Source organism: Sphingobacterium alkalisoli, from assembly GCF_005049105.1.
GTDB lineage: Bacteria > Bacteroidota > Bacteroidia > Sphingobacteriales > Sphingobacteriaceae > Sphingobacterium > Sphingobacterium alkalisoli.
The window spans coordinates 233,441-254,491 of record NZ_SUKA01000006.1 but is presented as its reverse complement, the minus strand read 5'-3'; the positions used below and the strand labels follow the sequence as shown (position 1 = coordinate 254,491).

Annotated in this window: 10 protein-coding genes; 3 read left to right on the top strand and 7 right to left on the bottom strand. The window is 43.1% G+C overall.

The window, feature by feature from the left end; genetic code table 11:
• Window positions 1–3: 3 nt before the first annotated feature.
• From FAZ19_RS18390 to FAZ19_RS18380, 3 genes are all read right to left on the bottom strand, one after another.
• On the bottom strand, window positions 4–3,318 hold the full coding sequence (locus tag FAZ19_RS18390; RefSeq protein ID WP_136822220.1) for a DUF6443 domain-containing protein: 3,315 nt from the start codon (window positions 3,316–3,318) through the stop codon (window positions 4–6).
• Window positions 3,319–3,365: 47 nt separating this feature from the next.
• Complete coding sequence (locus FAZ19_RS18385; protein ID WP_136822219.1) at window positions 3,366–7,154, bottom strand: RHS repeat domain-containing protein; 3,789 nt, start codon at window positions 7,152–7,154, stop codon at window positions 3,366–3,368.
• A gap of 462 nt (window positions 7,155–7,616) precedes the next feature.
• Entirely contained in the window at window positions 7,617–8,069 is a 453-nt protein-coding gene (locus FAZ19_RS18380; protein WP_136822218.1) for a helix-turn-helix domain-containing protein, read from the bottom strand.
• 1,406 nt (window positions 8,070–9,475) lie between these two features.
• On the opposite strand from FAZ19_RS18380, the gene FAZ19_RS18375 reads away from it, so the two are divergent.
• Both FAZ19_RS18375 and FAZ19_RS18370 read left to right on the top strand, forming a co-directional pair.
• Window positions 9,476–10,294, top strand: a complete 819-nt coding sequence (locus FAZ19_RS18375) for an RNA polymerase sigma factor (RefSeq protein WP_136822217.1) — start codon at window positions 9,476–9,478, stop codon at window positions 10,292–10,294.
• A 14-nt stretch (window positions 10,295–10,308) separates the two neighbouring features.
• On the top strand, window positions 10,309–11,403 hold the full coding sequence (locus FAZ19_RS18370) for a hypothetical protein (protein WP_136822216.1): 1,095 nt from the start codon (window positions 10,309–10,311) through the stop codon (window positions 11,401–11,403).
• 662 nt (window positions 11,404–12,065) lie between these two features.
• Here the strand turns inward: FAZ19_RS18370 and rny are convergent.
• The 4 genes from rny to pheT form a co-directional block, all read right to left on the bottom strand.
• The gene (rny, locus tag FAZ19_RS18365; protein WP_136822215.1) at window positions 12,066–13,625 is read right to left on the bottom strand and encodes a ribonuclease Y; all 1,560 of its coding nucleotides are present in this window, start codon (window positions 13,623–13,625) and stop codon (window positions 12,066–12,068) included.
• A gap of 255 nt (window positions 13,626–13,880) precedes the next feature.
• Entirely contained in the window at window positions 13,881–14,171 is a 291-nt protein-coding gene (locus FAZ19_RS18360) for a cell division protein ZapA (protein WP_136822214.1), read from the bottom strand.
• 56 nt (window positions 14,172–14,227) lie between these two features.
• Window positions 14,228–14,536, bottom strand: coding sequence for a hypothetical protein (locus tag FAZ19_RS18355; RefSeq protein ID WP_136822213.1), 309 nt, complete (start codon window positions 14,534–14,536; stop codon window positions 14,228–14,230).
• 34 nt (window positions 14,537–14,570) lie between these two features.
• Window positions 14,571–16,967 (bottom strand): phenylalanine--tRNA ligase subunit beta, encoded by a 2,397-nt coding sequence (gene pheT, locus FAZ19_RS18350; RefSeq protein WP_136822212.1) that lies wholly within the window; start codon window positions 16,965–16,967, stop codon window positions 14,571–14,573.
• 237 nt (window positions 16,968–17,204) lie between these two features.
• Here pheT and purL point away from each other — a divergent pair, with 237 nt between their 5' ends.
• The gene (purL, locus tag FAZ19_RS18345) at window positions 17,205–20,897 is read left to right on the top strand and encodes a phosphoribosylformylglycinamidine synthase (protein WP_136822211.1); all 3,693 of its coding nucleotides are present in this window, start codon (window positions 17,205–17,207) and stop codon (window positions 20,895–20,897) included.
• Window positions 20,898–21,051 lie beyond the last annotated feature (154 nt).

Sequence of the window (21,051 nt, the reverse complement as noted above, 5' to 3'; positions counted from 1 at the left end):
ATTTTACGGTAAGTAAAAACCCTTTTCAGGTCTTATGCTCATTATTACTTTCGCGGTCTCATCTACAGCTACTTTTATTCCATTATGGTTAAACACTTTTATTACGTGTCCAGCAAATTGACCTGTTCCAACTTCCGGCACAACAGTACCAGCCTTTTTCGCCCCATCAATCACCCCACTAATTAATTCTTCTGTAGCCCCTCTACCTAAACCACTTTTTCTCCACGCATGATTAGAAACCTTGAATCCTTGTATAACAGATTGTTTTGTAAGTGCAGTACCTACAGTTTTAGTTGCAGTAAGAAAGTTTTTAATACTATTTACTATCTGGAGCACATCTTTAGGGCTGGCTTTCATCATGCCAGGGCTCGGTGCTATCCCTGCAATTGGAACAACGCCGGTTGAATTCCCTTGTCGATCATACATGTATCCATCATGGGAATTCCCTCCTAATAAGTAATAGTCGACATTACCCCAAAATCCCGAAACAGGATCCCGCTTCGGCCCTGCTAAATCAATAGGTTCAAGGTCAATGGAGTAATCTATCTGATTACCATTGCCGTTAGGAACACTTGTTCTACTTCTAGTGCTAAACAGATTCGTAAATTTCTTCCACAAGTCTGGAAGATCGGGCCACATACCGTCAGGATCTGTATAAAGTATCGGATTATTAAAGGCATAGGTATAGGAAGATATCTCAAAACCCGCTTCCGCCAGGGGATCCAGCACGCTCCACCTACCTATCTCCGCATCGTAAAAACGCACTCCGAAGTCAAGCTGGTCCAGTCCTATCTCCGTCTGCTTTTCTTTCCCACTGTACTTATAAAGGTTTATCGCTGAATTCAGGCCTGCGCCCGTATTCATCTCCATACCGAAGGCATAGTAATCCTGGATCTGCTTAACCGCCCCCGTGTGGTCTATGATGGCACGTGTGTTGCCCAGATGATCCTTGAGAAAATACTCATAAATAAAAGAACTGCCATTGGGAAGGATGCGCCCTTCCTCCGTCTGAATGAACTCAAGAACACCGTTCTTATACTGGATCCCATCCACATATTGTGTCACGCCAGTGCCCAGCTGCTTGGTCAGTTTCCTGCCCGTGGCATCGTAGGTGTATAGCAGCTGCTGGGCTCCCTTAACGAACTTCCTGGGTAAATTTAGATAATTATATTCGATATTCGTAATACCCAGCCGGCTATTCGTGATCGCACTGCCATTGGCATCATAGGTAAACGTATTACCCCTTGCTGCTGTCCCGGCATCGGCCACGCCGTTTAATCTATTACCGGTGTAACTGTACTTAAAGTGGTTGTACCAGCCTGTACTACCGCTGCTGCGCCGTAGTGTATCGATGTTGCCCATACTGTCATAGGCCAGCTCTTCGTTGAAGAAATTATTCTTGCCCGTGGCGCTGTAGGCGGCTTTCTTTAGCCTGTTGAGCGGATCATATGTATAGATATAGCTCTGCAACGGGGTCTGCGTTTGCGTGGTTGTTACCTTGGTGTTCCACACGATGGAACCGATGTTACCGTTGTACGCCTGTGGATTGTTGGCATAGTTGAGCTGCATCGCAAAGCGGCGTTTGTCCGTAAGCACATTCGGATTGTTGATCCCTGTGGTCCAGCCCCGCTCATTGTAGGTATAATATATTTCCTGCTGGTTGGTCGCTCCGTTTACATGCAGGTTCTTCTGCTTCAGCTGTCCGATCTCGTTGTACACCAGCTGGCTCTGCACGATCTCCGTCTGCGTGTTCACCTTCTTTCTGGTCTCCTTCAATCTGCCGACGTGGTCGTAGCTATTGGTCGTGACGATGGTCGTCGCAGTTCCGGATGCCGATGGTCTATGTACACGTGTGCTGGTCAGCAGTTCTCCGGGAAAATTGTAGGTATTGGTAATATAATCGGTACCTCCGGTAAACTGGTTCTGCCCGGCCGACTGGATCAACCGTCCCTGGTCGTCATAATAATTTACTGTCAGCAGCGGGGATGTTCCATCGTCCTTATACACCTTCGTCCCTGTGAGCAATGTTTTGACCTTACCGCTCCCGGAGATGCCCGATGCGGGAAGCTTATAGGCGCCCTCAAAGCCATAGTTATCGTAATAGCTGACCAGATGTGGTACGTATCCCGTAGTGGGAAAGGCTGTGTTGCTGTAGACCGAATCCTGACGGGATTCCCATTTCAGGGTTACACCTTCAACTGCAGACTGGGCGAGTTCCCGTGTACTCAATGCCGGATTCGTATAGATGCCCGTGGATACTTCGCGGCCGAGTACATCGTACTTCCGATAGGTCCATCTCCCACTGCTACGCTGCAGGGCATCCTGTGTCAGTACGACCTGATCATTTGTATTGTATACGATCCATTCCCAACCCTTGCCCGGTATCTTTTTTGCCACAAGGCGGTTCAGCCCGTCATATCTGTACGCATAGACATATTCCCGGAAAGCAACATCATGGGGATCTCCGCTAAAGTCTTCCGAAACCAGCGTACCGGTCACGCCGGGAGGGATCACATAGATCAGGTTGCCCGACCGATCGTACAGATAATAGGTATCCAGAGATTGCGCGCTGCTCTGCCATATCCGCCGAAGCACCACCCGGTTCTCAAGATTACGGAATTCCTCAATGGATCCTGCTCTGATCCTCTGGGGATTGTTCTCATCATAGCTTGTCGTCTTGATAAGTCTTCCCGGCGGATAGTCGCCGGACGTTGCCACACCTGAACTGCCATACATACTCCAGAGCCCCACCTCACCGGTACCGTTGAAGCTGTACTCCATGCCCACCGTATGGCCGGAACCCGCGATGGTATCCGACAGCGGCTGCCAGATCTGCCCCGGAAACCCGGTCTGTACCGACCGGTCCAACGGGCTATTTTCAAAGACTGTCCTGGTATATGGATATGCGGTCTTCTTCACGTGCGTATCCCAGCTCCCGCTACCGGCATAATAGGCTGCCTGTCTATTCCCGGCCGCCGCCACAAAGGAAGCATTGTTGGCAGTCTGCTCGCTATAGGGTAAATATTTTTTACTCTCACGGCCGTTGGCATCGTATTCTATGTGCTGTACAATATCCTTCTTTGCCGTACTGCCCTGCCACTGTATCTCCTGCAGGGGGCGGCCGATACCGTCATAGTAGCGGACCATCCGGTTCACCGAATCCACGGGCTTGCCCGTTAGGGATGCCGCGCTGCTATAGGGACGCCGTGTGACGGTCTCCACGGTATAATTTTGATTGCTGGTCTGTCCCTGTGTACCATTCCACAAAAATACGGATACGGTGGCCAGCAGAAGGGAAAGGATTCTGTCGATCTTCATAGCTGAATAGTCTTATCGGTTTGCATGTTGTTCTTCATCGCCCTGTACTAAAAATTGGTAAGCCAGAGTTCGTATGAATTCCCCGTTGCGAAAGTATAGCTGCTCCCGTGCTGGACGACCGATGAACTGCTCGTTGTCCTGTTGTCTATCTCAAAGTTCGCGAAGAAGCCGTCCTCATATTTGGTGGACGGATCGACCCGGAAACTCAGCGTATACGTACCGGCCGGTACGCGCAAGGTCAAGCTGCTGATCGGATAATCATAAACATCATTGAAGAACAGCTTCCGCGACACCACCACATGTCCATTCTGGACAAGATCCACATAGGCGTATTTTGGATAGTCGTAGTAATAGGAATGGAATACATTGACGAATTCTATCTCCACAAATGGATTGCCCGGGGATTCCTTGATATACAGCGTAGTGTCGGAATAATCGAGGTTATAATAAGAGGCGTTCAATAATTCTTCCCTAGCTTGTGCAGTCGCCGACTCAATATTGCTCGAAAACGTTTTTCCTCCGTAGAACACCGAATTGTACAGGTGCCATACCGTCCCTTGCCATCCGATGGATTCCATTACCGGGCGGCTAAAGGATGGGATCCCCCCGGTGGAGGTCCAGTTGAAGAAACTGTATTCATGGGTCTTTATTATACGGTTTTCGTGATCCCTCACTTCCCTGAGCCTATCTAGACCGTCGTAGGAATAGTGTGAGGTCAGTAGTTTTTCATCTGTGAGCGTCATGAGGTTGCCGTTAAAGTCGTAGGTGAAGTATTTCACATAACTGTTTTGTCCGTACATCGTTCCGTGGTTTGAAACCAGGAAATTATGCAGTGCAGAATGGGAGGCCGGATTGTTTATGGTGGCATGTGTACGGTATGGATTTGTTGAATAATGTGCATTTCGGGCCATGATCACCGGCCGGGTATTGTTGTACCCCCATACGACGCTTACCGGAATGCTGTCCCTCCCGCGATATTCCAGTATATTTCCATAGGCGTCATACAGTTCATAGGCCCCCACCGTACGATAAGCCCCGCCGTTACTGGATTCCCATATCCGCTTGGGTGCATAAAACGTATTCAGCATATTGTGTTCACCGTATTCCACTTTGGTCCTAAGGATTTCTTCATTATCTATACGCTTTAAAGTTTCGATGACGGGATCCAGTATATTTCTGTTCTTTAAGGCGAGATTCAGCGGATCGTTGAAATCATAGCTATACCAGCTATTTGTAAGCACCGTACGCCCTTCGCTATCCGTCGTCTGCACCGAAGATGGTTTCATATAGGGCAGCATGGCATAGCCATAACTTTTTTCTGTGGATACCGAATCGCCCAGCTCATCATAGCTGGTCTCGGCTTCCCACTCCAGCAGCATTCGCCCCGAATGGATATTGTACTGCGCACGATAAAAAAGGTCATACGGATATCCCGGCCCCAGACCAGATGCCGGGTTATACGGATCGTAATTATAAACATCATCGCTATAGGGCGCATTGCTATCCAGCGCACGGAAAATATACTTGGGACGCGCCAGCGCCGTTCTTATGACCAGGCCGTTCTGATACTTGGTATAGGCATACCGTTTCTGGTTTAATTTTCTAAATCGCTGTGCTGCATCGGTATGCCTACCGAATACTGTTACGGACTTCAGCAGGCCCATCGTGTAGGGAATCTTCAGATATCCCACGTCGAAGCCGGGCACTTTGTACTCGGCAAAAAGCGCACGTTCGTAAGGATCCATGTAATGGTCCGGGGGATAATATTCATATACCGTCTTACCGTTGCCCTGTCCGTAATCCTGCACATACCTTGTTACATGGTTGTAATGCACCGGAGAACCATTGGGCATCGTGTAGTTATGATAGTTTCCGCTCCGGTAACGATACACGGTATCCATCGTGATATATACACCATATGCATTTGGAGGGGTATGCATATTCCTACTGTAATACACCTGGTAGGTCGGATCGGATATGATGCCCACAAAGTTCATCGCCCGATGGGCCTTGGAACGGGGCGGTTTAACAAGCGCCACGCCGGTCCCATCTTCATGGAGACCGTAAACATAATTCTCCTGCTTGATGAACCTGTTACCGTTGAGGTCGCCGTAATTGATGGTACGGATACGGAGTCCTCCCGCTTCAACGGCGACGGATTGAGATACATATTCTTTCGAATAATTTTCCCGGTACTGATGGGGTTCATAATCGAATTCGGTAAAAAGCCCTGTGGGATATACAATAAACTTTAACATTCCTTTTAGCAGACCTGTGCGGTCCGGGTGCAAAAGATGCTGTGAAGAATGATGTCCTATGGGGACAGTGGTATTGGTAACCATGACCTGATTTGCATTATTCAGGTAACTGCCGACAGGAAGCTGTTGACGGGGAATGGTACCGAGATTGTATTGATAATACCCTGCGGCATCAAACGTTACATCATTTACAAATCCCCACATATCTGTCCCCTTCATATAGCTTCCAAACACAAACTTGCTGTAATATTGGAGGCCATAACGCTCTTTGGCCAGTGTGTCTGCCCCGTAAGTGTGGAGCGAATCAAGGTATCGGGTGGGCATCGGGTAGCCTTCGCTATAACTAGAAGCCGATGAGGCAAAGAGATCCACGGTCTTGATTAATGTGCCATTGGATCTTTTGCGTAATATTTTGGTCATTTCATCCGCTCCCAGAAATTCTATAAATTCTGTTCTGGTTATTATCTTCCGGAGTGAAAGTCCCCTGATCTGCGAATGTGAATAGTTGTTTTCCGTTTGATCATCGACGGCCTTGAAATCAAGATTTCCCGTCGTATAATTATAATACGGTATCTTATAAACAACATGATCGGAATATCCGCCGTACCTTTCTTCGATTAGTGGCTTGGAAAGATGTCCTATTTTATAATCCTTTGCCGGCAGTATCTGATACCAGTCTGTCCAGGGAGAAATGTTCATATTGTTCCCTTCAAACCAGTCCTGGTTTGAAGGATGGTACGATTCGTTCTTGTACACCACCACTTCATCATCCGAATTTCCGGCATACTCGACCTGTTTGTTCTCATACTGGAATGTAATCTCGTTGAATCCTTTTGCCGATATTATCTTATGGCACTTCCAGGTCGTGATACTCCCTCCGGTCAGTTCGATCAGATGCTGGAGCACACTTTCGTCACTCACATTCAGCGGCCCCACTTCACTGTTCTTTCTGCCAAATTTATAAACCGTACCATCTGTATCCACGACCGTAAACTCGCCGTCACTGAAACTGATCTTCATATTGTCATACGGGATGGTCACAAATTCGTATCCTGTGCCATAGAAATCTTTCTGCGCCACAAAAGTCCCTGATTTACCTAATAGGCTATAGCTGAATTTATCCGGGCTTCCGTCCATATCTTGAAAATACATCTGGTATAGGTTACCGTTAATATAAGAATTATCGGCCGGAAAGTCGTTCAAATAACCTTCCGCCCCTTTGATCAACTCATTGTTGACATACCCTTTTACACCAAAATCATCCTTATCGTTGATGACACGGCTAATTTGCAGATCACAGCTCATGCTCCAGCCCAGCCCTACACGGGTCGCCCGTTCGTCTTTCCGGAATCCGCCCGCATGGTAGCTGAGCGCAACTGGTACGACCAGGTCTCCGATCCCCATCTCCATAAGGGGGATACTGATGTTGACCAGACCCCGGCTGAGATCGACCGGATATTCGGTCTGCTTGATAAGCGCAGAGGCTTCGGGGCTTACCGGAACCTTAACAAAATCCTGGCACAGTGCTATATGCGCAAACGATAGGAAAACAGAAAATAATAATGCGTATCTTTTCATATTAGGGTATTGATAATGGTTTAATATGAGAAATGGAGATGCCCCAACATCACTTTATCGACTCCTGCCTAGCAATACCACTCTGTAAATGTATTCGGATAAAATGGAAATTGGCGACCATCTGACAACTCGTGCTCAATCCCCTTAGGTTAATAGCATAATATATTACTAATATAGTGTTTTTTTAAATAAAAAAGAAAAAATATTAATAATTATATATTGGCATATAGTGTAATATGTTATAAATACAATCTGAAGGAGATAGTATAACACCTCGTATTCTTATAATTGTGCGAAGCAAGTGCTTCTGATGCATGGACATGGAAATCGCCTTATCAAATTAATTTCGAAAATATGGGTATAGTAGACCTAAATGTGAGGCAGGAAATAGACGCTAAAGACAAGAAAGCCACCTGATCGGTGGCTTTCTCGTTTACTTTGTGAAAGTAGTGGTAGTTTTATTTACTTCCCCTCCTTCAATTTTTTGACCTCATGGGCTAGATCCAATACGGCTTTGCTTAATTCGGCAATAGACTGAGTTTTGACACGGTCCTCTTCAATAAACTTCTCCAATAGTGCTACCAGTTTATCTGCCCCGTCGTTATGAATTGTTGGTTGATTATACTGTTGATTACTTGAACTGGTATCCTGATTAGTCTGTATATTATAGATTACGTTCTCATCTTTAAAATTTTGCACAAATTCGGGAGTCACGCCCAGTGCGGCAGCTAGCTCTTCCAAAAGAGGCTCGTCCAGAGCAACCATATTTTCGAAATCTGAAATGCGTTGTTGCGAATACCTGTTACGGCAAAGTTGGCCGAAGGCTTCCTGTTTAATACCCTGGATTTCACGGATGCGCTTGATGTTATGACCGATATGCATGGTGTCGTTTTTTTCTTTAAAAATAGTATTCATAACCGATGAAAATTACCGTTTGGTTTTTTACCGGTAAATCGGTACAATACCAAACCAAAAAATAAAATATAATCAAATAACTTTGGCTTAAAGTTACGGATTATTGTAACGAACAGCAATAGCTGAATGTTCTTTGACGTATTGGTATTGAAAATTAAAAAATCAAAAGGAAAAAGCCAAAAGCATTTTTGACTGTATAATGAGGCTGCTTGTGAAGCCGTGGGGTGAGGACAAAAGTCACTCACTAAATATCCTTTGTTTTTGGGAGTTCGCAATGTTCTTCGTCGTGCCACTCATTAAATTTAACGAAGGTATGCGCAACAGTCTCGTTCACAAAATTTTACACTTTATTAAGAAGAGAAAATACTATAAAAGAAAATATAGAGGCTACTTGTGACGCCATAAGGTGAGGATAAAGGTCACTCACCAAATACTTTTTGAGATATACAATGTGCTTGGTCGTTCCGATTGACAATATTTAAAAAACACTTTTTTTACATAGGGTATTAAAAAGAATACACAATAACCTCGTAACGAAATCTGAGATCTTGTCGTATTCTAGCTGGCAATCAGAAAGTTTACACAATTAAGGCGTGAGAACTTCAATAGGCACAACAAAACCGCTAATTTCCCATCTAACATAAATTTTTCTAAACTATTTCAATGAGATAGGTATACACAACGCGTCCGCTTACTCGTTTAGAACAATTTACACAACAAGCCGTCAATTTCCCTAGAAAAAATTATGATATCCTAAGCGAATTTTTCGGGCTAAAACGCATGGATATGATCAAACTGAATACACAAAGGATGGCTCCCTGTTGATAAAATTATTAAATTAAATAACATTGAGGCTGCTTGTGACGCCGTAGGGTGAGGACAAAAGTCACTCACTAAATACTATTAATTGCAACAGAGCGATAGATTACAGCTCGGGTATACGCAAAGGGTGGGTCTTATTGTGATATGCTTGTACTTGTATAGTTTATTGTACGCAAAGGGCTGCTGTAAATCCGAAATTTAGGTACACAATCTAGTCACCTTCAGGTCACCTTATTTGTAGGGAAAATAGTTTACACAACTAGTTTCTCACGCGCTGAGCCCCAATACATGTATATGCGATAGAGGTGGGCTTACTCTTTATTGATAACAACAGATATTTTATACACAACTGGGCTCTCTCCGCGTTCGAGTGGTTACTTACTAATATGTATTCAACCAAGAAAGTATTCACAACGAGGTCGGTTTTTGATTAATATGAAAGGTATGTGTAACAATCACCAATCAATACCAATACATCAACGTTCTATGCAGCTTTAAAATAAGCCTATCACAAGATCTCGGTTGCCGCAAAAATCCGTCAGGCCGGCCGAGATCTATGTAGGTGTTTAACCAAAACGTTGATTATGAATAAAACTTTACAACAACATCAAACCGAAAAACATGTATCCCTACTTCAACAAGGAGACGAACGGGGGTTGAATTTTTTCTACAAGCGCTTTTACGGGTATCTTTTTGCAAGAACATTTCGCGCTACGCAAGATGACTGTGCGGCTAAAAGTATAGCACAGGAAGTACTATTGCGATTATGGTTATTCCGCAGACATGCTAAGGATACAGAAGGTATCCTAATCTTTTTAAAAACGCAGGTTAAATTAGCTATACATGCATTCTTCAACAAAACACAAAATAGATTCCACCGGAGCCTGTTGCAGTTGGATAGCATAGAAGATTATCAAGAGTTTCTGCTCGGCTATGAAATAGAAGAAGAGGAGGAAGAAGAAGAGGACCTGATCTATTTGGAGAAACTCGAGGAAGAAAAACAGCAACGGCTTGACAAACTCAACAAGGTATTGCCTATCCTTAACCAACAGCAGCAGCTGTTCATCAAACTCTGTTTAAAATACAGCTTTAACTATGAACGTATTGCCTATTATCTGGGTGGTATATCCGACTACGAGGTGAGCTTACAGGTGGAGAAAACGATAGACACACTTCGTTCGGTATTCAACAGTTCGCAGAAAATGGAACTGCTGAATAGCCCGTCAAAGATTATTCTCCAAGGTGAGTTCAATGACCAACAGGCAGAGATCTTTCACATGCGCTATGAACTGCAGTTATCTTTTGGACAAATTTCGGAAGCACTGCAGTTGAACCCGTCTATGGTCAAGCAACTGTTTGTACAAGCGCATGCGAAAATCAAATCCGCAAAGAAAACAGCATAATAAGAGAGAGTATTATGGAAAAAGATACCATCATTTTAACAAGGAAAATCCAAATTTACTTAGATTGCGAAGATAAAGAGCAACGTTCGGAGTATTACAAAAAGCTATTCGAATGGCAGGATATGGTTTATCGTGGATCCAATATGGTTTTGACACATCAGTATATACAGGAACAGATTAAAGACTTGATCTACTTGCGGGACGACATCAAGGTAAAATTGGCTGATTTCAAAAAAGATCCGGACGGCATATTCACTTCTTCGAAAATGAATACGACATACCGCATACTATCGCTATATTTTAAAGGAAAACTACCGTCAAATATTATTTCCGCAATGAACATGACCTTGAACAGGCTGTTTAGTGCAGAACGATCGGCATACTGGAAGGGCGAAAAGTCTTTAAGAAACTATAAGAAGGATATGCCAATCCCTTTTTCCGGGGATCAGGTAAAACTGAATAATGACGAGAAAGGACGGGAGTTTAAACTGACACTCTTCAAGATGCCGTTTCGCACCTATTTGGGAAAAGATCGATCGGATAAAAGAGTACTGCTACAGAGAGCACTGGTCGGCCAAATCAAAATCTGTACTAGCTCCATAAAGATTGTAAAGGGAAAAATCTTTTTGCTATTAGCTCTTGAGCTACCAAAACAGCAACACGAACTAAAAGAACATATCATTGCTGAAGCATCGCTATCCGTAGAACATCCAATTACTATATCTATTGATAAGGACAGCTACCAAATCGGAAATAAAGAGGAGTTTCTATACCGTCGTATGGCCATTCAGGCTGCAAGGCACCGTATACAAAAAGCTGCCGCCTTCAACAAAGGTGGTCATGGCCGCAAGAAAAAGCTGAAAAGTCTGGAGCATTTCAGCGAGAAGGAAAAACGCTACGTAGATAGTCGTCTGCATCTCTATAGTCGCAGGCTGATAGATATATGTGTAAAATCCGAAGCAGGCACCCTACTATTGGTTAACCAAACAAATAAAGAGGAAGTAGCTAAGGAGGATGAATTCCTGTTGCGCAACTGGAGTTATTACGGTTTGATCGAAAAGATAAAGTATAAAGCGAGCATGGCTGGTATAAATGTGATCGTAGAATAAGTACCAACTGAGGCATCCTCCATCCTGATCGTACTAAACTACATCACGAATACGACAAACGGTATACCGATTGAGACATCCTCCATCACCTTCGAGGTATTTTTATTCAATTTTCTTTTGTCGCTTGGACCGCGACGGGTCTACACTTTTGACCGCAAAAGTGTCCAAAACTCGTCGCTGTACCGGCTCGCCATAACGGATCACTATTCCTACTATTGGCGACCCGCCAAGGCGACATTTGTCGGGTATGTAACGATAGTGCTTTATCTTAAATATTACTTTATGCTTCTGCTGAATTGAAAAAATATGGCCTTAGCGGATTTGGACGAGTAGGCAGCAGATGATGTGATGCAGAAAGATTCGAGTTTGTACTTTCCAAACAGGTCTCAGCCTTTGGCTTGGGACAAAGCGATGGAGGCCTAAGAGCTGCGCGCTGCATCATTGCGTCGCCGAAACGACAAATACGATACTGCCCTGATTTTTGCTTCTTTTCATCAAAGGAAAAGAAGTCGCTCTGCGCCGGCGAAAGAGGCGAAAAGAAATTTGTTTAAGAAAACCCTTCATTTTTATTAACATCATAACCTAAACATAATCATATAAAAAAAGGGGATCTCCTATGACAAACATAGAAGATCCCCTCTTAAATAACGTATAAAAGCAAATTACTTCGCGTACGAAACCGATCTCGTTTCACGGATGACCGTCACTTTGATCTGACCTGGATAAGTCATTTCCGTCTGTATACGGTTAGAGATATCGGCAGCTAGTACTTCTGCCGCTGCATCACTGATACGTTCCGACTCTACCACGACACGCAACTCGCGGCCAGCTTGGATGGCGAAAGTTTTCTCTACACCGGGATACGATAAGGCTAGTGCTTCTAGTTCCTTCAAACGCTTGATGTAACTTTCAACGACTTCGCGACGTGCACCCGGGCGAGCACCAGAAATAGCATCACAGGCCTGTACAACAGGAGAAATCATGGATGTCATTTCTATTTCATCGTGATGGGCTCCAATAGCATTACAAACATCTGGGTGTTCCTTATATTTTTCGGCCAATTGCATACCCAATATCGCATGCGGCAGTTCTGGATTATCATCAGGCACTTTACCAATATCGTGTAAAAGACCTGCACGCTTAGCCATTTTCACATTTAACCCTAGCTCCGCCGCCATAGTTGCAGCAAAATTTGCTACCTCGCGCGAGTGTTGCAACAGATTCTGACCGTAAGAAGAACGGTAACGCATACGCCCTACCATACGAATTAATTCGGGATGCAAGCCGTGGATACCCAAATCGATGACCGTACGCTCCCCAATTTCAACAATTTCATCCTCGATCTGCGTACGCGTCTTAGCCACTACCTCTTCGATACGAGCTGGGTGAATACGACCATCCGTAACCAGTCTATGCAACGATAAACGGGCGATTTCCCGACGTACCGGATCAAATCCCGACAAAATAATAGCTTCAGGTGTATCATCTACAATAATCTCAACCCCGGTTGCGGCTTCGAGGGCACGTATATTACGACCTTCCCGACCGATAATACGTCCTTTGATTTCGTCATTTTCGATGTTAAAAATAGAAACGGTATTTTCAATTGCAGATTCCGTAGCTGTACGTTGAATAGTTTGTATAACTACTTTTTTAGCTTCTTTAGATGCCGTTAGTTTTGCCTCGTCTACAATGTCTTTAATTTGCATAATAGCCTGCGAGCGGGCTTCCTCTCGTAGTGAAGACACCAATTGCTCTTTAGCTTCGTCGGCAGTCAGCCCTGCAATTGTTTCCAATTGTTGGATATGTTGATTCTTCAATTGATCAACCTCTTCACTTTTCTTTTCATTCACCTCAATGAGTTGTTCCAATTTTTTACTTTTGACATCCAACTCCTGTTTTTCTCGATTTAAAGTTTCTAGTTTTTGGTTTATAGACTGCTCTTTTTGACGGATGCTGTTTTCCTTCTGCGCTACCGTATTATTACGTTGATTAACCTCTTTTTCGTGCTCTGCCTTAAGTTGAAGAAACTTTTCCTTAGCTTCCAATTGACGTTGTTTCTTGGTATGTTCGGCATGTTTTTCAGCCTCATTAATAATACTTTCCGCTTTCAGATTGGCAGCTTGTTCTTGCTTCTTGAACAGTAATTGTAAAAAATACCGTCCAATAACAACGCCAATAAGAAGTGAAATTATTATTGAAATTGTCGTTGATAACTCCATTTTATTTATTGTATATATTTAGTTTTTAATAATTTTTCAGCAAAAAAAAACCGCAATTAAATTTTAACAGGCTCCATGTATTATTAAACTTCGATTACACATGATTTGAGCGTATGATTATGACCTAGATGGCTTTCGCAAAATGGCCTATATCTTTGTATTGCTCGTGATATTGAAGCGTTAAGTTTAAAATAGTGACAACCCGAATTTAATTGCGGCAAATTCGTCGTTAAACAGCTCTTATAAAGAACGATCTTATTTTTTAAAGAAATCTGTCAATAAATTATCCAATTCATGAACTGTTTGCTCTAAGCCTATGTCTTGATTCTGTGAATTACGCTCGGCTTTAATCATACCTGTAGCATATTGTAATACACACATAGACAGCAAATCCTGCTTATCACGAACTGCATAATTGTCTTGCAATTCCTTAATTTTTTCATTTATCAATTTCGCAGCGTGTCGTATCACCTCTTCCTCATCTGTTTCTACACGCAACGGATACACGCGATCTGCGATATTTATTTTTATGGAAATATCTCCCATTTTCTTGAGCTTAATAACGTAATAAACCTCTACCCTTAGTCATCTTACCTATCCCACTATTTCAGTAAGTTTATACATTTGTCTATTTCTCGCACAAAATCGTTAATTTTTTGCTTTGTGTCAAGTATTTTTTCATTTACAGCATCTTTATCTACATCAGACTCATCCAAGGATTTTGCTACCGTCATCACTTTTAGCTTTTCCTCAAGCTGTTGAACTTTACCTGAACTCGTCTCAAAAGCGACTTGAACAGATTGAAGCTCTAATTTTAGTAGGTCATTCTCCTCTTGTAAGGCTTCGCACAACTGAATTAAATTTTTCGTTTTCTCAACGATAACATTCATTTGTGATGATAATGACGCCATATATTACTTCGCAATTACTATTTATATCTTCCGACTAACGCACTACTGCGCCAGTCTCTTTCTCAAAGTTAAGAATTAATTTTTTAATTATACTATCAATTTGTTTGTCATTAAGCGTTTTTTCTTCATCCTGAATGGTAAAACTCAGTGCGTAAGACTTTTTGCCTTCTGGCAATTTCTCTCCCTTATACACATCAAATATGTTTACTTCCTTCAAAAGTTTGCGTTCCGATTTAACAGCAATACTTTTAAGCTGCTCGAAAGTGACCTCTTCATTTACCAATAGTGCTAGGTCCCTTCGTACGGTTGGAAATTTAGAAACTTCTCTATACGTAATTGTATTTTTGCGAATAGTCTTCATAACTAGATCCCAATCAAAATCCGCAAAGAAAACAGCACCATCAACATCAACTTTATTCAACGTTTGTACCGAAACAGCTCCGAATGATACCAGTACTTTTTGTCCCTTTAAATAATCTAGTCCGTAAGCTAAATGGGGATTGACCGTTTCTACAGGTTGAAGATTCTCTATTTTCAATCGCTTCAAAATAATGTCTACTGCCGCTTTCAGATTATAGAAATTGTTAACTTTTGTGTCATTGTTCCACTGCTCAAGTGATTTTTTACCAGCGATCCCCAGCACCATATGCTGCTTTTCTTTATACCCTTCTTCCAACAGATGGTAGGTCTTTCCGTATTCAAAGAACTTAACATCGACAGATTTGCGTTTCTGGTTGTATTCTACCGCCGTTAAAACGGAAAAAATCATATTCTGACGCATGGTATCTAAGTCTGTACTCAAAGGATTAAGCAGTTTCACAGCCGAGTGCTCGTCATCCGAATACGCTCCTTTAGTCAATGAGTTGGACAGGATCTCTTGATAACCGTTTGCGATCAATAGATCGGCAACCTGATTCAAGACGACCTCTTTATCCGGCTTTTCGGAAGTATTCAATGAAGCCTTAATCTGCGATTTCAACTCAATGTTATTGTAGCCATAAATGCGCAATACCTCCTCAATTACATCTACCTCGCGAGTTACGTCCACTTTATAGGCTGGCACGTGCACCGTGAAGGTATTGTCACTTTCTTTAGAAATATCGATGCCTAATGCCAATATAATCTCCTTAATTTCCTTGGTGGGAATATCCTTACCGATCAAGCGTTGTACATTTTTGTAGTTTACCTCAAAAGAGAATGCATCAACCTTAGATAGATAAATATCCGTAACTGGGGCGTCAATCTGTCCGCCAGCAACTTCCTGTATTAATAAAGCAGCACGCTGAAGCGCATATACCGTTATATTCGGATCTGTACCACGTTCGTATCGGAATGAGGAGTCCGTTTTTAAACTATGGCGTTTTGCTGTCTTGCGGATGGATACGGAATTAAAATAGGCCGATTCCAAGAAGATATCAGTTGTGTCTTCAGTTACTCCAGAATGTGCTCCACCAAAAACCCCTGCCAGGCACATGGCTTTCTGTGTATCCGCTATTACTAGATCCTCCGAAGACAACTTACGTTCTACGCCGTCCAACGTCGTGAACAGTTCGCCTTCGTGTGCTAATCGGACAACGACTTTATTACCACCTATTTTATCTTTATCAAATGCATGTAGCGGTTGTCCCAAATCGTGCAACACATAATTGGTAACATCCACAATATTATTGATCGAACGGATGCCTATCACGTTTAACTTCTCTTTTAGCCATTCAGGGGATTCACCTACTGTTACGCCAGAGATATTTATACCCGAATAGCGCGGGCATGCTGCGCTATCTGCTACGACAACTACCGTGGCATCTGGATTTTCTTTTTCCTTGAATGCACTTACATCAGGCAGTGTATATGTACTTCGAAAATACGCCGCCAAATCACGGGCCACCCCTAAATGCGAAGCCGCATCTGCACGATTGGGTGTAAGACCGATTTCAAACCTATAGTCGTCTTGAATGTGATAATAATCTTTTACCAAAGAACCTATCTGTGCATCTGCATCCAGTTCTACAATACCGGCATGTGAGGACCCCAAACCTATTTCATCTTCACCACAAAGCATCCCTTCCGACACCTCTCCTCTGATTTTTGATTTTGTTATCTTAAAGGATTCTCCAATTGTAGGATGACAGGTGGCACCTACTTGCGCTACGATCACCCTAAGCCCTACCCTTACATTTGGAGCTCCACATACGATATGCAATAATTCCGAACCACCTACATTTACGGTAGTGACCTTTAACTTGTCCGCATTGGGATGCTGTTCGCACGTCATCACTTCTCCTACAACCAATCCGTCCAAACCTCCTGGAATAGATTGTATAGTTTCGACTGCTTCCACCTCTAGCCCGATATCCGTCAAAATCAAAGAGAGCTCCTGCGGTGTCTTATCTATATTTACGTAATTCTTAAGCCAATTATAAGAAATATTCATTATCTATTGTTTTTTAAAGGAACAAAGATAGGATTTTGTCAGCGAGCAAAAAAATCTAATAAAAGGTATAAAAGGGATCTATTGTTCAGCGCAAAAAAAGTAGATTCGCCTAATCGGATAACCATAGCTATTACTTTTCATCTATGTGACTACCTTTTTGCATCCATGAATATTATATACAAAATATTCCGTAAATTTGTACTTTAATTTGAAGAACGTTCAAAACACACGAAAATAATGATTCAATTCTTTGAGAACCCATCGAGCACCGTATATGGTGTTCAAAGCGTAAACTCTTTATCACAAGAAGACATTAATAAACTCAATTGGCTTTTTGGAAATGCACAAAAACTTGACGACCAAACGTTAAACCATCACTACATAGGTCCTCGTGCTGCAATGATCACCCCATGGAGCACGAATGCTGTTGAAATAACGCAGAATATGGGAATTCAGGGTTTAATCCGAATTGAAGAATTCCACAAAGTGGATGAAAACTATAACGAATTCGACCCTATGATTTCACAGAAGTACGCCGCTTTAACACAAGATATGTATACCATTGATATTAATCCAGAACCTGTTTTGGAGATCGAAGATATCGAGATGTACAATAAACAGGAAGGTTTGGCGCTGAACCTGGAAGAGGTCCAGTATTTGGATAACTTATCAACTAAGCTAGGCCGAAAGCTGACGGATTCTGAGGTTTTCGCGTTCTCGCAAGCTAATTCGGAGCATTGCCGCCACAAAATATTTAATGGGACATTTATCATCGATGGCGAAGAACAAACTTCTTCCTTGTTCAAACTCATTAAAAAAACTTCAGAAACCAACCCCAATGATATTATTTCGGCTTATAAAGACAATGTTGCTTTTGTAAAAGGTCCACGCGTTGTTCAATTCGCACCGAAATCGGCTGACAAACCCGATTTTTATGAAGAAAAAACATTCGACTCTGTTCTGTCCGTAAAAGCCGAAACGCACAACTTTCCGACGACCGTTGAACCCTTTTCGGGTGCAGCTACCGGTTCAGGAGGAGAAATTCGCGACCGCCTAGCGGGTGGCCAAGGTGCCTTGCCGTTGGCGGGTACAGCTATCTATATGACGTCGTATTCCCGATTGAAAGATCCATTCGACGATGCACAGAGCCGTCCATGGGAAAACGGAATGGCAGAGCGCGATTGGTTGTACCAAACGCCGATGGACATTTTAATTAAAGCTTCAAATGGTGCTTCAGATTTTGGCAATAAATTTGGTCAACCTTTAATTACAGGTTCTGTCTTAACCTTCGAGCATGAAGAGGGTACGCGTAAATTAGGATACGACAAAGTCATTATGCAAGCGGGTGGTGTAGGCTACGGCAAACTAGATCAAGCAAAGAAACACACACCTCAAACAGGCGATAAAATCGTTATTCTGGGTGGAGAGAACTACCGCATCGGTATGGGTGGAGCTGCTGTATCCTCAGCCGACACTGGCGCTTTCGGATCAGGCATCGAATTAAATGCCATCCAACGTTCTAACCCAGAAATGCAAAAACGTGCAGCTAATGCCGTACGTGGTATGGTAGAATCCGATAGCAATCCGATTGTATCGATACACGATCACGGTGCCGGTGGCCACTTAAACTGTCTTTCTGAATTAGTAGAAGATACCGGAGGATTGATCGATCTGGATACGCTACCTGTTGGTGACCCTACCCTATCTGCGAAGGAAATTATCGGTAATGAATCTCAAGAACGAATGGGATTAGTTATCGCCAATAAAGACATCGAGGTCTTAAAACGCGTAGCTGACCGTGAACGTGCACCGATGTACACCGTCGGGGACGTGACAGGCGACCACCGCTTCACCTTCGAATCTAAAACTACCGGTGAAAAGCCCATGGACTATGCGTTAGAAGACTTCTTCGGATCTTCTCCAAAAACGTATATGAAAGATAACACCATCGTCAGAAATTATGCCGATATTGAATATACTAAAGATCAAATCCCGACTTACTTAAAGCAAGTTCTACAACTGGAAGCCGTTGCATCCAAAGATTGGTTGACAAATAAGGTAGACCGTTGCGTAGGTGGTCGTGTCGCAAAACAACAATGCGCTGGTCCACTGCAATTGCCGTTAAACAACGTTGGTGTCATGGCGCTGGATTTTAAAGGTAAAGAAGGTATCGCGACAACCGTGGGACACTCCCCTGTGGCGGCTATCGTTGATCCTGCCGCGGCAAGTAGAACTGCTATTGCAGAAGCGTTGTCAAACTTAGTCTTCGCTCCTATCAAAAATGGTTTAGCTGGTGTGTCACTTTCGGCCAACTGGATGTGGGCATGTAATAATGAAGGCGAAGATGCTCGTCTTTACAAAGCTGTCGAAGCATGTTCGGATTTTGCTATTGAATTGGGGATCAATATCCCGACGGGAAAAGATTCACTTTCGATGAAGCAAAAGTACCCCAACGGCGAACATGTGATCGCTCCAGGAACATTGATCATCTCTGCGGCAGGAAACTGTACAGATATTAATAAAGTAATAGAGCCAGTTCTGAATAAAAATGCAGGCTCGATCTACTACATCAACCTATCGCAAGATAGCTTTAAATTAGGTGGATCGTCCTTTGCCCAAATCTTAAATAAGATCGGAAAAGAAGTGCCCACGATTCAGGACAGCGCCTATTTCAAAAATGCGTTCAATACCATACAACAATTGGTGAATACAGGGTTAGTCGAAGCTGGTCACGATGTCGGTTCAGGAGGTCTTATTACCACCTTGTTGGAAATGACTTTTGCTGATGTGGATTTAGCAGCCCATTACGATCTATCGGGATTGAATGAAACCGACTCGGTAAAGGCCTTATTCAACGAGAATATCGCAGTTGTATTACAGGCGAAAGAAGATAGTGTCTTCGAGAAAATAGTGAAAGAAGCCGGAGTAGAGGCATTAAAAATCGGCCAAGTAATTGAAGGTAAAGACGTCACCTTGAAAAACAACACAGATAGCTTTACGTTCAATGTCGCTGAAACACGTGATATTTGGGGCAAAACATCCTTTCTCTTGGATCAAAAGCAATCTAAGAATGGAATGGCCGCGGAGCGTTACAACAATTACAAAAATCAGCCACTAAAATATGCTTTTCCTAGTCACTTCACAGGTAAAAAGCCCGTTGTGGACACCTCTAAATCTCGTCCAAAGGCGGCGATTATCAGAGAAAAAGGGTCAAACTCCGAACGCGAAATGGCAAATGCGATGTTCTTAGCAGGATTTGATGTGAAAGATGTGCATATGACAGATTTAATTTCTGGTCGTGAGACATTAGAAGATATCCAATTTATCGGAGCTGTGGGAGGCTTCTCAAATTCCGATGTATTGGGCTCGGCAAAAGGCTGGGCTGGGGCTTTCCTATACAACGACAAAGCAAAAATGGCATTGGATAAATTCTTCAAACGCCCAGATACACTTTCTGTAGGAATATGTAACGGATGTCAGTTATTCATGGAATTGGAGTTGATCAATCCTGAACACGATGTACACGGAAAAATGCACCACAATACTTCTCAAAAACATGAATCAAGCTTCTCTTCCGTTACGATTCAAGAGAATAATTCGGTTATGCTATCCACGCTAGCTGGCACCACGCTTGGTGTTTGGATTTCGCACGGTGAAGGAAAATTTAACCTACCCAAAGAAGAATCACAATACCATATCGTAGCGAAATACGCATACGATCAGTATCCACACAATCCGAATGGTTCAGATTACAACACAGCGATGCTATGCGATGCTACAGGCCGTCACTTAGTAACAATGCCGCACATCGAACGTTCTACATTTCAGTGGAACTGGGCTAACTATCCACAAGGCCGACAAGATGAAGTCACTCCTTGGTTAGAGGCGTTTGTTAATGCCAGAAAATGGATTGAAAATCAGGGCAAGTAAGACGCAATATGAGAGTGTCTCAAAAATACAACATCGTCGAACCGAGACCGTCATCGCTGACCTGAGGTATGAAGATGATGCGATCTTAAAAGATTGGTTTACTTCGCACCTGCCTTCGGCGGTCGTCATTCTTTCTCGCAATTGACGCGTTTTT